The following is a 15,652-nucleotide window of genomic DNA, read 5'->3' on the forward strand; positions in this document are numbered from 1 at the left end:
TGGCGCCTAGACGAGGTGCGCTCGGCTACCGCCGTGGGCTCAAACGATGACCTTTACACTACCGGGCACGCATTGATGCCCGGCACTACGGCGGCGGTGTGGTCATCGCCGACAACCGAGACGGCCGAGGCAACGACACGCCCGGCTTGGCCGGTTTTTGCCTACTGGAATTGGCCACTAGCTAGACACCTAGAGCACCGGGGCGGTGGTCGTTGGTCTTTTGGAAACTAGCTCCATAGCGATAACAGCCTCCACCCGACTGGAAAACCCATATCATTCTCAGGAGAGACATACACGGACTTGACCCCCAGCCTCAGTAAATGAGAGAGATTGATCACCCTCTCTAGAGGCCGGAAAGTGGGCTCATTTGAGCTACTTCTGGACGTGACGGGATGAAACACAAAGATTTAGTCTCGGGAGTTTTTAGGATCGCCCCCTACGCCCCAGCTCTTTATAGAAGTCATCGAGATTCTGTACCTCCTGGGATATTTTATCTGCCGTGGGGTAGGTTTCTGCAGATACAGACAGCGGGGTTGAGTGACCAGTCATAAGCCGGGATTCTATCGTCATCCCCAAATTAACTTTGGCAATATCTTGAGGGGAAATATCATGCAGAGGCTTAAGGCGTTTCGTCTGGATATCGCGGCCGAAGCGGGATACGACGCCATTTAGTAGCCTTTCCTCGACTACCCGCTCCCAAGTTTCACGGACTGCAGACATCAAGACTTTTGCATTCTGCGGGTAATTATCTGGATCAGACTTTTCTTTTGACCTTATGGATTGGGCCATATCTTTAAGCTGTCCAATTTGAGCCTTCAAATTTCTTCTGCGCCAGTCAACTGGCGGATGGACACCAGCACCTTCCTCTGTCCGTACAATTTCTATTTCAGAAAACTCAGGGAGTCTTTCTTGGCCCTTCGCTGCTAAATCGAGGTTGATATCTCCCCTCGCTTCTTCTAATAGTCGCACAAATACGTTGTCGTGGGTAAAAACCAGCACTTGACGCTTTGTCGACTCTTTAACTAAGCGCAGCGCTACTGCTTTTCGAAACCTCTGGTCGAGACTTGACACCGGATCGTCGAATATGAGAGTGGAAAAGTCTCCTGTGCTCGTCAGGTCGGCATAGAAACCTGCGATCGAGATAATCCTCTGCTCTCCTTCACTGAGAATGTTGCCAACGGAATGGCTCTTCGTATCGTTGTAGACAACCTGGATGTGATTAATTCCCTTTTTGGCTTTATCAAACTGCAATTTGACAGGAATTGACGGGTCTAGACCAAGCTCCTTTAGTTCGGCCTGGAATACACTTCCGATTTCGTTGACATAATCCGAGGATAGATTCTTAATGAGCTTTGTGTACGCCTGGCTCGAGCACCGACCAAGCGCCTTTTTCATAGCTTTCTTCAGCGCTTCTTCGTCGTGTTGCTCTCTTAAAGCAGCCCTTTCCTCTGCAAAAAGCTTCTTTCGCGTGAGTACTTCGATTTCTTTTGCAACGTTCGTCTCGGCCGAATCAGATTCCGCAAGAGCACGATTCTTAGCGGCTTCGTCATTGATTCTGTCTAATAGCTCGCCAAGCAACGAAATCGTTCTTGCAATGGAAGAACTGGGGTTATCGGCTTGCTCGCGAGCAGAAGGTGCTATTTCATCCCCCGCTTTTGTTGCTTGCGCGCTAGCAATCAAATCCAGGAATCTGATTTTTCTATCTTCAATTTCCCGGTGGCTCGCTACGATTAACCCCTCTAGGGCTAACATTTCGGAATCGTCACCATCCTCTTTTGCGTAAGCACTGATAAGGTCTAATACATCTTCCAGTTCCTCGTCGGAACGAGTTTGTACCGAATTGACAATCTCCTTGAAATCAACAAGTGCTTTCGTCGCGTGTTCTAGTTGAACAGAAAGCTCTCCCTTCTTGAAATCTTGGAAGGCTTTGATTCTGTCTTTAGCCTCATCGGAAAAGTTTTGCTGGCATAACGGGCAGCGATCAGCCTTATGTAAGTCGGATTGCTTACCAGATGCGCCGCTTATCGAGCTGTGGAATTTTACGGCAGACTCCCAAAGCACACCCCAGCTGGGCTCCGAAAGACCATCTATCAAGTCATAAGAGCGTAGGCTTTTGGCTTGTTCTTCAAGTTTTTTCGAAGCCGACTCTTTTCGAGTGATCAAGCTGACCAGCTGTTTCTCATTGTCCAGCGAAAGTCTTTGATCGCCGGTCTCTAAAGTCTTCGCTATCTCGGTGATTTGTTTTGCATGTAAAGAAAGTTGCGTTGCAAGCTTCTGAGGGGAGGATGTTTTTAGCTTTGCCAGATCCGCTTCAAGCTTCGCTAACCGGTCAGAATCCTCGTCTGTAAACTCTAGTATTTCTTCGATTATCTTTTTACTTTCGTCGGTCCCTAGGATTTCCACCAGGTCGTTGAATTCCTGATCGCCTACGGCGTTCCAGCTTGCGGGCGGTGGTTTGAGGCCTAGTTGGCGATCTTCAATCGCCTGTTTTACTTGCCCCAGCAAATCCACCATAGAAGAAAGAACCTCTAGTTGTGGGGGCACATAAGCTACTTCGTTGCTCTCACTGATATGACTTCTGGCTGAAACCGAATCGAAAACCCTCACCCGGTTAAGGCTTCCTGTTACTAACGCTTCCCCTCCAGTCCATTCGGATGTCGCGGTGTCGTCTCCTGTGCAAAATGTGACGTTTGCCTTAGTTTCTGTAGATTCACCTAAAGCATTAGGGAGAACAGTCTCCGGGCCTCGTGAGGCCGCAAACTGCTTCATAATCCGCGTAAAGCCAGATTTTCCAGATCCGTTGTGTCCGAAAACAATATTCAGTCCAGATTCAGAAAGTAAGAGGGATGCTCCAGGTTTCAGGGCATTCACACCTCTGACGTGCGTTATTTCCTTTAGCGAGATTGGATCGTCGGCTTCAGTTCGAACTCCAAAATCATCAACACTCAGCTGATTCGAAAGCTCCGAAGTGTCGAAAGACGGTGTTTCAAACCAGCATTTGACCTTTTTAATTTCGTCATTAATGGAGTGGCTCACAAAGTTATCGATGTCTTCGTTAGCGACTAGCTCTCCGTGCGCAATTTTTTGGAGCAGTGCAGTTTGCCATTCTGGTCCTTTTCTCGCCTTGAGCCAGGTAACGATTTCTTCACTTAAATCAGTAGCCAAAATTCCATCCCCTCAAAGAAGCATTATTTCTAAACATGTATAATTAAATATAACAAAGTCCTGCTCAGGGCCTGTCCTGAGAGTTTAGCAGCCACCGGTTTTAGGACCACTCAATCAAAATTGTTAAGCGTCCTGGATTTAGTTCCTACCTCAGGTAAGGAAAGATCAGGCACTATGTCCAGAAAGTATTCCGTCGAGTTTAAGAGGAAGGCGGTCCATAAGATCATTGAAATGGTCTGCTTGGAGTCCTGCTCACTACAGCGCGCCTACGAACAGGTCGGTGAACAACAACCATGTCTACCCAGCTCTCTACTGTTTTGGAGAAGTCTTGGTATTTGAATCCAACGATCCACCGCCCGGTGAAGTCGCCTGAGTCCCCCATCACTTCGGTGGGGAGCACGGTTTGGGGCGGGGTGAACGCTGTCGTTGGCATGCGCCGCAGAATCCGATCGATCTCAGTGTAGTTGGGGAGATTCGGCGCCATCATCACCTACGGTGGGTCGTGTTGACTCAATGTTGAAATCCATGTATCTTTGAGCCATCAAGTCGCAAGGCAAATAGGCTCTGGCCCTCGAGAAATCGGGGGCCATCTTTTATTTTCTGGGTATCGGCGATGTGGCCAATACGTTTGGTATCCATTTCTGGTTCTTAAACCAATCCCCTAACTCGGGATTGATTGCGCGGAGCAATTCGATGCAGTCTCGGTGTGCATTCTGAATTCTGTTTTGGTCTTTGACTAGCGGGCGTCGATGAGTAGCTCGGTTTCGTAATTCTTTGACTGCAAGCGCCTGGCTTTGGAAACGCCTGCGATTAGTGGAGTTTTGGCCATAGAGCGAGAGGTTTGGTTCGAGCGCTTCGTTCCAGAGAACAACGCGAGCGTTACGTTCGCCCGCATGTGGCTTGGGGAGAAGATGCACCCACTGACCGAATGTCAGCCCCGCCAACGAGTCATCCTGCGTATGCCACACGCTGCGGACTGAGCCGATAAAATGGTGTCGTAAACGCCCAGACGCCACCACCCCGATACCCCAAGATTGGATCAACGATGTCCCAGCTAAAAGACAACCTACCTGTCAACCGCCCCGAAGTGTTTGGTGCTGCCGACTCGGCAGACTCGACCGATCACGCCACCTGCATCCAGACGATCAACGCCGTCGCTCCGCGGCCAGACAACGCGCGACCAGGGGTCAAGCGACTGCTGCAGGGCGACGGCGCGAACCTCATCGTCTTCAATTTCTGCCCTGGCCAGACGTTGCCGGAACACAAGGCGGCCCACCCGATCACCGTGCAGTGCCTCAACGGGTCTCTCGAGTTCGAGTGTGCCGGCGAGCGTTTCCCGCTCAAGCAGGGAGAAGTTGTCCACCTACGCGCGTACGTGCCGCACGCGGTCTACTGCCCGGATGATGCCCTGTCGCAGGGTAACATTTTGCTGCTCAGCATGCTTACGGGCGAACGCCACGGCGAGCAAGACAGCTAAGCCCAAACACAACCCTAAAGGTGCACGATCTCCACGTCGTCCCAAACTTCGGCGAGGTACTCGGCGGCAACTAACCGATGGCAGGTGGAGGGGTCTGCTTCGGAGCAGAGGAGCACGGCGTCGTCAAAAAGCGACCGATCGAGCGACGAAACCTCCCCAGCGTCGTACTCCTCGCGCAGCTTCTTCGAAAACTCATCGAAGCCAACCTCGTCATGCCGATACGCGCGCATCAGATCCGCCGACGGTGCGAGAGCAAGCTCGTGCGTGTACGGCATGTCCAGGATGACCCGCAGGAAGTAGCGCAGGTCGTCCTTCTTAGTAAACCCGGCGAGCTGATTCGTGTTCGAGCGGCGAATATCCACCACGCGCCGCACGCCGGAATCGTGCAGAATGTCGAAGAACTCCTCCGCGCTCTTGTGTGAAAACCCGAGTGTGTAAATTCGCATAATCTCTCCTAGATCACGAAGCCTTGCCAGCGGCCACCGGGCCGTAGCCCTGCTCGCGCAGCTCCGACGGCGCGTCGATCGAAAGGCCTCCAGGCTTGGGCGCAAGTGCAGCAGTCACGCAGCCCACGGTACCGCAGGGACTCTTGCTTATCGACGCCCCACTGCCCCACCAAACGTCTCCCGCTGTGCCCTAATGTCCCTTAAGCCCGGATTACTCCCATCTGCAATTCTGTTCACAAATTCCCGACTCCGTTTGTGACGCCTATCCCTTCCCCTATCCTGTCCCCATGCCTACGATCCGCCGCGCCAGGCCCGACGACGCCGAAGCCCTCGTCGAACTGTCTATCGCCACGTTCACGCAGACCTTCGGCCACCTCTACGACCCCGCCGACCTCGCAGCCTTCCTCAACGAGGCCTACGACCTGCAGAAACACAAAATCCTCCTCGCCGACCCCGACCACGCCACCTGGGTCGTCGAGGACAACGACGCCCTCGTGGGCTACGCCCTCGCTGGGCCCTGCAGCCTCCCCCACCCGGACGTCCTCCCCGAGGACCGCGAGCTCAAACGCCTCTACCTCCTTGCCGACCACCAACAGTCCGGCCTCGGCTCCACCCTCATCGAGCTGGTTCTCGACTGGATCGGCCCGCGTACGGCGTGGCTCGGTGTGTGGTCGCAGAACTTTGGGGCGCAGCGCTTCTATCACCGCTACGGCTTCTCCAAGGCAGGCGAGTACTTCTTCAAAGTCGGTAATCACCGCGACCACGAGTTCATCTACCGACGCCCCGCCCCCTCTGCCCCCTAAACTGCTCCCGTCGACCTCTTACGGTCGACCAACCCAGGTCAGCGCAAAATCGGCAAAAACGCCCGGATGCGGCCGAAAACGCCGTGACCTGCATTGGTCGACCGGAGCAGGTCGACGGGAACGAAACCAGCGCGAAGACCGGCAGCGCACTTACCGTCGGGCGCGGTTGAGGGCGGAGTGGACCGTCGATAAGAAGGCGGTGGGGTTGCGTGCGAGTTCGTTGGGCGAGAACCGGATGAGTTCGTAGCCAAGGTTGCGTAGGGTGTCGGCGCGGCGCTTTTCCCGGAGCAGCACGTCCGCGGTGTCGACGCCGGCGCCTTCGTATTTCACGCGACCGTCGATCTCGATGATGAGCGCATCCTCGATGAGAAGGTCTACCCGGTAGCGCGTCTTTTCGATCCACACGTTCGGCAGCACATTACGGAACCCGGCATCCAGCAATATCGCCCTGGCATGCGACTCTGGCGCCGACTCCGGCCCAAGTTCCGCACACTTAACAGCCCTACGAGCTGAGCCAATACCGTGAAATCTGGGGGTGATGCACATCATGTGTTCTAGCTGCGCAGGTACCATTGTCCCCGAATAGAGCAGCCAGTCCGCCGCCACGAGTGCGTGCACGAACCCCGCTTCGCGAGCAATCTCCAAAAAGGTCCGGTATGGCGTCGTCGTGTTGAGGTGCTGCCCGCGCACCACCTCGTCCCGCCGAAGCGGCGCCCGCACGTAACGCACGCCCGGCTGCTGCTTGGACTTCGGCGGCGGATGCTTCGCCAGCATCCGCACTTCCGGCATCGGAGCGTTCACCGTCCACATCCCAAGCAGATGCGCCGCCGCCCGCCCTGTCACTACCGCCGCCCGCGCGCTCATCCCTACGCAGAAGCTCCTCGCCCATTGCCGCTGGTACCTCGGCAATCCATTAATTATCGACGCCGGCACCGCCACCCCCGACGACAACCTCACCAGCTCACCCGTCTCCAGTCGCTCCCTGACCTGGCTGTTTACGTTGACGCAGTCGCGGACGTCGATAAACTCGGCGCGCAGCGCTGACTTCCAATCCCCCGTTTGCATGCGTTCATTCTGGCAGCCCCCACTTCCCGACGTCCCCTCTTTCCCCAATTTGCACACCATGATGTACATCCCCCTCCCCTGCTCCCCACCCCCGTCTCCGCCGTGCTCCATCCCGGGCGAAACGCTTCCCCTCCGCTCCCTCAATTAGTTCCGGTCGACCTCTTGCGGTCGACCAACCCAGGTCAGCGCAAAATCGGCAAAAACGCCCGGATGCGGCCGAAAACGCCGTGACCTGCATTGGTCGACCGGAGCAGGTCGACGGGAACGAAACCAGCGCGAAACCGGCGCGAAAACAGTGTGAACCCACCACGCTACCAGCGCCCCAAACCGGCACGTTCATGCCGAAAACGCCTCTTGCGCACGCCAGAACTGCAAACTACACTCCAAAACGGCACGATCGTGCCGAAACTCCAAAAGGCCGAAACCCCTCCAGAATCACAACACCGAAAGGCCCCCCATGTCCCCCACGCCCCGCAGTCTCGGCGAGCAGGCTCGCGAGCAACGCCGTGCCATGCGCCTGACGCAGGCGGACGTGGCCGACCTGTCGATGGTGTCGGAACGGTTCATTCGCGAGTTTGAACAGGGAAAACGTTCTGTCCGGCTGGATAAGGTTGAGGCCGTGCTGGCGGTGCTTGGCTTGGATGTGGTGGCGGTGCAGCACGTTCCGGAGGCGCTGCGATGATCCAAAACCCGATGATTCAAGCACCAACCCAAGTCCCGGCCGCTGGTGTGTGGGTGAATGACGTGCTTGCGGGGCAGATTGTGAGTCGGGGTGGCGTCAATACGTTTAGTTACGTTGATGGGTACGCGGAGTCGGGTGGCGCTATAGTCGCGACGACGTTGCCGTTCGGCAAAGTGGTGGAGACTTCGTCGGGGGCACTGCCCCCGTTTTTTACGGGGCTGTTGCCGGAGGGTCGTCGTCTGAGCGCGTTGCGCAGGAGCGTGAAGGCATCGCTGGATGATGAGCTGGCGATGCTGCTCGCCGTTGGTGGCAACACGGTCGGTAATGTGCGGGTGCTGCCGTGGGGTCAGCTGCCGTCCGAGGTCGCACCACTGGTGGACGTGCGGGATGGGTATGGCGATTTCGCTGATTTGCTAGATCCATCGACCGGTTTTGATGCGAATGCGTTGGCTGGGGTGCAGGAGAAGGCGTCGGCGCGCACGCTTGCACTTCCGGTGCGGGGGGATGCGATTTTGAAGGTCGCGCCACCGGAGTTTCCGAGGGTCGTCGAGAATGAAAATGCCTGCTTGGCGGCGTATCGCACCATGCCGTCGGCGCGAGGTCGCGTGGTCGAGGCTCAGGTGGTTCACGATGCTTCGGGCAGGTCAGGTTTGGTCGTCTCGCGTTTCGACGGCCACTTCCCCCACAAACGTCCCGTCGAAGATGCTGCGCAATTGCTGGGCATCTACCCGAGTGAGAAATACAACGTGAGCTACGAGGATGTGTGTGCCTCGGTGCTTGGCGTTGTTGCTGCTCCGTTGGTTGCGGCGCGCGGGTTGGCGCAGCAGTTGGCGTTTGCGTGGCTGTCGGGCAATGGGGATCTGCATGCGAAGAATGTGTCCGTAATGGATTCGGGTAGAGGATTCGAGCTTGCCCCGGTGTATGACATCCCGAGCACCGTGCCTTACGGCGATACTTCCCTTGCGCTCCCCGTTCGCGACTCGACGTCTGGGTTGAGTTACAAGAAGTTCCTCGCCTTCGCGGAGGGTATTGGATTGCCGGAGCCAGTTGTTTGCAAAGTCGCCGACGAAGCCCTTGCCGCCACGGGGGATTTAGCCGAGCGCCTCATTCGGGACTGTGATTTTGATCCAGGCCGGGCCAGGGATCTGAGGCGGGTGCTTCGGGCTCGTCGTGCTCACTGGTAGCCCAGGCGCAATTCTGTTCACAAAATCGCTAAGGACAGTTTTCGACACCTTCCGCCCAACCCTCCGCGCAGCTGGCCGTCGATAAGTTAGCTCAATTTCATTCATCGGCTAAGGTGTGTGGGGTCACATTATTGTCGAGCGAGAGAGGATTTCATGAGCGAGCGTGCCACGGACCCCGTACCTTTCAGCAGCGAGCACCAGGAGGTTGCCGCTGACGAGTTCGAGCTGGAGAACCTCACCCCGGCGGACAAGCGCGAGATCCGCCGCACGCGGCGAGCCCCGTCTCCGGACGGTAGTACCTGGTCGTGGGCGATTACGCTGTTCGGTACCGCGGTCGGCGCCGGAATCCTCTTCCTTCCTATCGACGCCGGCTCCTTTGGCTTCTGGCCCCTCCTCCTTGCGACGATCCTGGTTGGACCAATGGTGTTTTTCTCGCATCGGATGTATTCGAGGATTGTGTCGGCGTCCCCGGTGAAGGGCCTGGACGTGCTGCAGGTCATCACGTCCCTGGCTGGGCGGAAGCGTGGCCTGGCCACGGCGTTGATGTATTGGCTCGCCATCTACCCCATCGTGCTGATTTATGGCGTTTCGGTGACGAACACGATGGACAGTTTCATCGTGAATCAGATGGGCGGCCCGCACATTGACCGTTGGCTGCTGGCCACGATTTGCGTCGGCGTGATGACGGGCGCCTACGCCCTCGGCAAGAAGGCGACGCTGTGGTTCGCGAATCTGCTGGTGTATCCGCTGATCGTGGCGCTCGCTGCCGTCTCTCTGTACTTGATCCCGTACTGGGATCTGGAGAGTTTCATGGCGTACAAGTCGGACGTGCCGCTGTGGAAGGCGATGCTGTTTGTGTTGCCTGTGCTGGTGTTTTCCTTTTCGCATATGGCGGCGGTGTCGCAGTCGGCGTTGGATGTGCAGAAGTCGCACGACGGTGATGTGGCCGGTACGGAGAAGGAGGTCTCCAAGATTGAGTTGATCACTTGTACGCTCCTGGTCAGCTTCACGATGTTCTTCGTCTGGTCCTGCACGCTCGCCCTCGGCGCGGATGGCATGGCCGCCGTGCGCGAGGAGAACATTCCGGTCCTCTCCTACTTCGCCAACACGACGAATGCCCCGTTCATGGCGGTGGTGACCCCGGTGGTCGCGCTGTGTGCGATTGCGTCGTCGTACTTTGGGCACATGCTTGGCACGGAGGAGGGCACGCAGTACCTGTTGCGTGCGGTGGCGCCGAATGCGACGGAGAAGTGGAATCCGCGTGCGGTCCGCGCGGGCATCTACATCTTCGTCTTCGTATCGACGGTCGCTGTCGCCATCTTCAACCCGTCAATCCTGGATTTGATTTCGGTCGTCGGCGGTATCTTCATTACCTTGCTGGTTTACATCGTGCCGATGCTCCTGTTCCGCCACGCGACCGCCTTCCGCCACTACGCGAACCAGCCGGAGGCGATCTTCGTGTTCGGCCTGGGCATCGTGATCATTTGCGTGACGGTCTGGCAGATGGTGGCGTAGTACGGCGGGTTGCACGTTTATGGTGTGGATGTTACAGTTATAAGTGTAAACCCTCTGGAGGTGAAACACCGTGACAACGAAAACTAATCCGGCAATTGAGGTCACCCAGGCTGTCGAGCAGCAGGCCAGTCAAGTCGTGGCTAACCCCGAAACGTTTCATGATGCCGTGCGCGGTACGTTTCCACCTGCATTAGCCTCATTTATCGAGTCCATCTTGGCCAGGGTCGCGCGCGGAGAGAGCGTCGCACTTTCCCGCCCTTCCGAGGTGTTCACCACCACTGAGGCCGCTGAGTATCTCGGGATCTCTCGGCCGACTCTGATGAAACGGATTCGAGAAGGCGAAATCGATTACTTCAAAGTCGGGTCGCACACGCGGCTTCATAGGGAAGACGTCGTCGCATACTTGCAGCGGTGCCGTGCGCGCGCACGGCACGAGTTCGATGCGATTCGAGAGCTCGATAATGAGATCGAAGGCCTGTGAGTATTCCAGTCCTTTTTGACGCTAACATCTGGTACTCGCGCACTCTCACCGACTGGTGCTTCCTTCTCTTCCTGGGCTCTGATAAAGATGTCGAGCCACCATTCTTTCCAGTGTGGACCGAGGATATTATCGCCGAAGCTCAGTATCATTTGCGCAGAAATAACCCACACGCTCCCGAGGGTGCTATTTCAAAACGCTTCAAGCGAATTCGCGGTGCGTTGGCGGAATGGGAAATCTCCGGTTTTGTTGTTGGTAATTATGGGTACGCGGACATTCATGATCATCACGTTCTCAGCGCTGCCGTGGCTGGCAACGTCCAGTGCGTCGTCACCAGCGACAGGGGACTCGTTGACTATGTCGACTCACAGCAGTTTCTGTTTGACGTGCTGACTCCGGATGATTTCTTTTGCCACATTTTTGAGGCGTTCCCAGGGCTTTGTAAGAGGGTAGCGCAGGAAAACGAGGCTTATTGGGAGAAGGTAAAGGGCGTCAAAGCGGCGGACCGGCCGATAACTGCCGTAATGCTAGAGCGCTCGGGCTGTCCGAATTTCGCAACGGTTATTGATTACGTTTTAAGGTAGCGAGTGCAGTCGGCGTTTCGCGCACCACATTCCATTGCTGATTGTTCGCGAACTGGGGAAATGGCATGCGACTCGGTCGAAAATAGAGATTGTGGTGCACAGGGAGTTCGCAGAGTGCCAAATCTGACATCGCGTAATATCTAGCACTTTGCTCACCTGGAACTATAAATGGACAGACCAAATGGGGTTGCATCTCTTGGCATGCGTCTCACTTTGCTAGGCGCCAAATTCCCTCGCCGGAGGTCGCCGACCTGAGGGAATGTAGTGGAGCCTCGCCGAAAAGCCGGGTTTTGGTGCGCAGCGCTCCGCCGCTACGTGAATCAGACGCAGCCCGGGAATACTCTCAGCGCTGACGCGTTAAGATAGGTGACACGTCACATAAATGAGAGGGGCTAACGATGCATATCGGAATCCTGGGGACGGGCAAGCTCGGCACCGTCCTGGGCAGGCACGCTATCGCCGCAGGCCACGAGGTCACGTTTGCTGGTTCGGGCGATCCGGCGGCGATCGACCTGATCGTGCGCGCGCTCGTACCGGGTGCTGCGACTGCCACCGGAGGGGACGTCGCTAAGGTTGCTGACGTCGTGATTCTCGCGCTGCCGCTGCGGAACTTCCGCCAACTGCCTGCTGATGCGTTGGCGGGAGCGCTGGTCGTCGACGCGATGAATTACTGGTGGGAGACGGACGGCCACCACCCGGAGCTCGCGGAGGCGAACTCCTCGCGGCTGGTGCAGGACCACCTGGCGCAATCCCGCGTGGTGAAGGCGTTCAACCACATGGGCTACCACGATCTCGATGAGGGCTCCGGGACCGGCAAGGCGATTGCGGTGGCGGGGGATGGCGAAGGGGACGTCGAAAAGGTGGCGGGGCTCGTCCGCGACTTTGGGTTCGATCCCCTGCCCCTGCACTCCCTCGATGCCGGGGTTGCGCTGCAGCCCGGACACCCCGCGTTCGGTGCGAATGTAAACGTGCACACGCTACGCACACTGATCAACGACAAGGAGCAGGCATGACCACGGTAGATCCCGCAGCTATTGAGTTCGGCTTAGATACGTTCGGCGACATCCCTCGCAAGGAGGACGGCGCGCTGTTCACGCACGCCGAGGCGATCCGCGCGACACTCGAGGAAGCAAAACTCGCCGATGCCATAGGTGTCGACGCCTTCACCGTCGGCGAACACCACCGGCCCGACTACGCCATCTCCTCCCCGCCGACGATGCTGGCGGGCATCGCCACCGCCACGCAACGCCTCAAGTTGGCGTCCGGGGTGACGGTGTTGTCCTCCGACGACCCTGTCCGCGTCTTCGAGCAGTTTGCCACCCTCGACGCGTTGTCGAACGGCCGTGCAGAGGTGATCCTCGGGCGCGGATCTTTCACCGAGTCCTTCCCGCTCTTCGGCTACAACCTCGAGGACTACAACCAGCTCTTCGAAGAGAAGCTCGGCCTGTGGGCCGAGGTGGTGAAGGAGGAGCCGGTGACCTGGTCCGGCCAGACCCGAGCCGCGCTCAATAACGCGGACCTCTACCCGAAAACCGAACATGGCCTGACTACCTGGGTCGGCGTCGGCGGTTCGCCGGAGTCCGTCGTGCGCACCGCCAAGTACGGGTTCGGCCTGATGCTCGCGATCATCGGCGGCGCACCCGTCCGGTTCAAGCCGTACGTGGATCTGTACAAGCAGGCCTCGGCGCAGTTCGGAACCACCGCGCACCCCGTGGGCGTACACTCCCCCGGCTTCGTCGCCGACACTGATGAGGAAGCCAAGGAACTCATCTTTGAGGAGTACGCGGCGGCTCAGCATCGCATCGGGAAGACGCGTGGGTGGCCGCCGCTGACCCGCAGCCGCTTCGGGTCGGAGATCAGCCGCGGCGCGCTCACGGTTGGTTCGCCGGAGACGGTGGCGGTGAAGATCGCCAACACGGTTCGCACGCTTGACCTGGGTCGATACGACATGGTGTACTCCACCGTTGGATACATCCCCCACGCCGCCCGCATGCGTTCGGTGGAGCTCTACGGGACCAAGGTCGTGCCGCTGGTACGCGACATGCTTGCCGACGCCTAGCACCCTAGCCCCGCGCCACCGGACCCGGGTTGAGGCGCGGCTTCCACTCAGCCCGTGCCTGCTTGATCTCTTCGAAGTCCCGGCCGACGAAGTTCCACCACATCACGATCTCCTCCCCAAACGGCTCACCCCCAATGAGCAGCGCATACACCCACTCGTCACTGGTGTTCTCGATGCGCATCGCCGTCTCACCGACGCCCATGTAGCCGATCGCATGCTCCGGCAACTCGACGTTTTCGAGGCGGATGCCGGCGGCGTCGACAAGAAGGCCGTGCTCGAACGACGCCTCGACCGCAAGCTCAACCTCAGCCCCCCGGGGCGATGTGCAACTGCGCCCCAATCATCGGACGCTGCCGATGCGGAATCGTCCGATGCACCGTCATCGCCATCGGGCCACCAAGCGGCACCTCCCGCGGGAGGATCACCCCGACTGCGCTGTACTGGGAACTCATGCTGGCAATGGTATCGGGTGCGGGGTGAAGGGGGCTTGTGCACCAAATTCCATTGTTGGCCAGTGGCGACCTGGGCTTTTGCTGTTTCGGCTCGCCAAACCCCGGGTTTTGGTGCCCAGCTAACTGCCAGAAACCATTTCGTTAGTGGAGCCAGTGCCAAAGGACGCACCCGAAAATTCACGACCTGGGAAAACAACCGTTTCCAAAACCGAAATTGCGTCCTTTGGCACTCGCTCCCTGGGACATTCCGAAAAGCCCAGGTAATTCTTTTTGTAGCCAATTTCCACGCCAGAAAGATATCGGAAAGATATAGGGGCCTGGAAGCCTCGCCGAAATGCTATTTGTGCAGGTCAGCGATTTGTTTCGATATCTTTCTATCTCTTTCGGCGTGAGGGCGCCGGGCGCACCAAATTCCACTCCGCACGATAAGTGACCTGGCCTTTTGCCCTCCCGCCCCGCCGAAACCCCGGGTTTTGGTGCACAGGAAACTGCCAGAAACCGCTTTTGCCAGCGGAACCAGTGACAAACAACGCACTCAAAATCCGCGACCTGGGAAAACGCCTGTGTTTAAAACCGTACGCGCGTTGCGTCAGCGTGTCGGTCCACTCGCGCAGTTCCTGTGGCGGGTCGCCGAGCAGGGAGACATCTCAACCGCAGCATCCGGCTGCTAACGCGTAGCAATATCAGGATTCAACTTCGATTGGGCAGCTCTTGAGAAGACTTGACACCCTGTTGTACGAAGTCAAAAGGATGTGGATGTCTGGGTCGATAAGGCTCGACAGTCGAAAAATGTCATGTACGCGTTCCCTGAGAGCGTGAGACGGCGGAATTGTTAATGGCTTGAGCAATACACATTCATGGTGGGCAATGCGGTTTCGGAAATATGACAAACGGTACAAGAGCCAACGTACTTCGTCTGGGACCGTGACGGGGTTGAAAAATGCTTTGTGGAGCGCTTCGTCCCAAATAGTTTTCCTGTAGCTATTAGTAATTTCGTCTTGGTGTTCGCCTTCGTCGAAGGGAACAAGGTTATGCCACTTTCCGAAGGTCACTTGGGACAACACATCTCCCTCTGAGATTGGTACTTGGGTACGCGCATGATTGGGATTTTTGTCCCTTTTATTTTTAGCCTCCATCGCCAGACTCGTGGCGCCGGCCTTTGTAGATTCGAATAATTTGTTGAGCGGGTGTGGTAGATCATCTTGCATAGTGAGCCAGTCTGGGTCGTGCGTCTGTCGGCGGCACCAGGATGAAAGCTGCTCATAAAACGCATTTCTTGTTACGACCTCTACTACGGCCAGCATTTCCAGAAATGCCGCCGAGATTTCGACATTCCACTTGTAGAGCGCCAGCGCGTCTTTTCTTCTTCCACCGGCCAAGACTAGATATGGGCGAGTACGTTCTCCCCCAAATCGATCGAGCATTGCTTGATGGCGGTCGTAGTTGTGCTTCACAAGGTCCCCCGGTTCCTTCATTCTGTATAAAGAGTATGATACAGTGACTTCCGAAAAGGCTCCTCGGTGTTCTCCCGAGGAGTCAGAGAGTGAGGGAGCGTTCCGTAGTTTTCACTACGAGGGCGCTCCTTCTTTAATTGTTTCCACGCCTTAAGCCCTTTGCTGCGCGAGAGCGCGCACCAAATTCCACCTCGCGCAATCAGCGACCTGGCCTTTTACCCTCCTGCCCGCCAAAAACCCGGGTTCTGGTGCACAGCTAATTGCCAGAAACCCTTTCGCCAGCGGAGC

The 15,652-nt window shown here is 57.1% G+C and carries 15 protein-coding genes; 9 read left to right on the top strand and 6 right to left on the bottom strand.

Annotation, left to right across the window (positions count from 1 at the left end):
* Positions 1–423: 423 nt before the first annotated feature.
* Positions 424–3,165 carry an AAA family ATPase gene (locus KBX13_RS09290; RefSeq protein ID WP_256021880.1) on the bottom strand — a complete coding sequence of 914 codons (2,742 nt, stop codon included), beginning with the start codon at positions 3,163–3,165 and terminating at the stop codon, positions 424–426.
* 1,045 nt (positions 3,166–4,210) lie between these two features.
* Here KBX13_RS09290 and KBX13_RS09295 point away from each other — a divergent pair.
* Positions 4,211–4,642, top strand: a complete 432-nt coding sequence (locus KBX13_RS09295) for a cupin domain-containing protein (RefSeq protein ID WP_256021882.1) — start codon at positions 4,211–4,213, stop codon at positions 4,640–4,642.
* A 14-nt stretch (positions 4,643–4,656) separates the two neighbouring features.
* Here KBX13_RS09295 and KBX13_RS09300 read toward each other — a convergent pair whose 3' ends face one another.
* On the bottom strand, positions 4,657–5,088 hold the full coding sequence (locus KBX13_RS09300) for a DUF488 family protein (RefSeq protein ID WP_256021883.1): 432 nt from the start codon (positions 5,086–5,088) through the stop codon (positions 4,657–4,659).
* A gap of 287 nt (positions 5,089–5,375) precedes the next feature.
* On the opposite strand from KBX13_RS09300, the gene KBX13_RS09305 reads away from it, so the two are divergent.
* A complete protein-coding gene (locus tag KBX13_RS09305) occupies positions 5,376–5,891 on the top strand; it encodes a GNAT family N-acetyltransferase (RefSeq protein WP_256021886.1) in 516 nt (171 codons plus the stop codon).
* Between the two features lie 150 nt (positions 5,892–6,041).
* Here the strand turns inward: KBX13_RS09305 and KBX13_RS09310 are convergent, their stop codons facing one another.
* Positions 6,042–6,956 (bottom strand): DUF559 domain-containing protein, encoded by a 915-nt coding sequence (locus KBX13_RS09310; RefSeq protein WP_256021887.1) that lies wholly within the window; start codon positions 6,954–6,956, stop codon positions 6,042–6,044.
* A 457-nt stretch (positions 6,957–7,413) separates the two neighbouring features.
* Here KBX13_RS09310 and KBX13_RS09315 point away from each other — a divergent pair, with 457 nt between their 5' ends.
* The 7 genes from KBX13_RS09315 (at position 7,414) to KBX13_RS09345 (ending at position 13,458) form a co-directional block, all read left to right on the top strand.
* Positions 7,414–7,638, top strand: a complete 225-nt coding sequence (locus tag KBX13_RS09315; RefSeq protein WP_070361682.1) for a helix-turn-helix domain-containing protein — start codon at positions 7,414–7,416, stop codon at positions 7,636–7,638.
* The gene (locus tag KBX13_RS09320; RefSeq protein WP_256021890.1) at positions 7,635–8,822 is read left to right on the top strand and encodes a type II toxin-antitoxin system HipA family toxin; all 1,188 of its coding nucleotides are present in this window, start codon (positions 7,635–7,637) and stop codon (positions 8,820–8,822) included. Before KBX13_RS09315 ends, KBX13_RS09320 begins: the two co-directional genes overlap by 4 nt.
* A gap of 153 nt (positions 8,823–8,975) precedes the next feature.
* Positions 8,976–10,337, top strand: a complete 1,362-nt coding sequence (locus tag KBX13_RS09325; protein ID WP_256021892.1) for an amino acid permease — start codon at positions 8,976–8,978, stop codon at positions 10,335–10,337.
* A 70-nt stretch (positions 10,338–10,407) separates the two neighbouring features.
* A complete protein-coding gene (locus tag KBX13_RS11555) occupies positions 10,408–10,818 on the top strand; it encodes an excisionase family DNA-binding protein (RefSeq protein ID WP_256021893.1) in 411 nt (136 codons plus the stop codon).
* Positions 10,815–11,399, top strand: coding sequence for a PIN domain-containing protein (locus KBX13_RS09335; RefSeq protein WP_256021895.1), 585 nt, complete (start codon positions 10,815–10,817; stop codon positions 11,397–11,399). The genes KBX13_RS11555 and KBX13_RS09335 overlap by 4 nt, the downstream gene beginning before the upstream one ends.
* Positions 11,400–11,797: 398 nt before the next feature.
* Positions 11,798–12,412 carry an NADPH-dependent F420 reductase gene (locus KBX13_RS09340; protein WP_256021896.1) on the top strand — a complete coding sequence of 205 codons (615 nt, stop codon included), beginning with the start codon at positions 11,798–11,800 and terminating at the stop codon, positions 12,410–12,412.
* Positions 12,409–13,458, top strand: a complete 1,050-nt coding sequence (locus tag KBX13_RS09345) for an LLM class flavin-dependent oxidoreductase (protein WP_256021898.1) — start codon at positions 12,409–12,411, stop codon at positions 13,456–13,458. Before KBX13_RS09340 ends, KBX13_RS09345 begins: the two co-directional genes overlap by 4 nt.
* A 4-nt stretch (positions 13,459–13,462) precedes the next feature.
* Here the strand turns inward: KBX13_RS09345 and KBX13_RS09350 are convergent, their stop codons facing one another.
* From KBX13_RS09350 to KBX13_RS09360, 3 genes are all read right to left on the bottom strand, one after another.
* Positions 13,463–13,798 carry a pirin-like C-terminal cupin domain-containing protein gene (locus KBX13_RS09350; RefSeq protein WP_256021899.1) on the bottom strand — a complete coding sequence of 112 codons (336 nt, stop codon included), beginning with the start codon at positions 13,796–13,798 and terminating at the stop codon, positions 13,463–13,465.
* Complete coding sequence (locus KBX13_RS09355; protein ID WP_256021902.1) at positions 13,764–13,910, bottom strand: hypothetical protein; 147 nt, start codon at positions 13,908–13,910, stop codon at positions 13,764–13,766. Before KBX13_RS09355 ends, KBX13_RS09350 begins: the two co-directional genes overlap by 35 nt.
* 683 nt (positions 13,911–14,593) lie before the next feature.
* Complete coding sequence (locus KBX13_RS09360; protein ID WP_256021905.1) at positions 14,594–15,364, bottom strand: Abi family protein; 771 nt, start codon at positions 15,362–15,364, stop codon at positions 14,594–14,596.
* Between the last annotated feature and the right edge of the window lie 288 nt (positions 15,365–15,652).

It is taken from the genome of Corynebacterium sp. CCUG 51687 (genome assembly GCF_024453995.1).
Classification (GTDB): domain Bacteria; phylum Actinomycetota; class Actinomycetes; order Mycobacteriales; family Mycobacteriaceae; genus Corynebacterium; species Corynebacterium pseudogenitalium.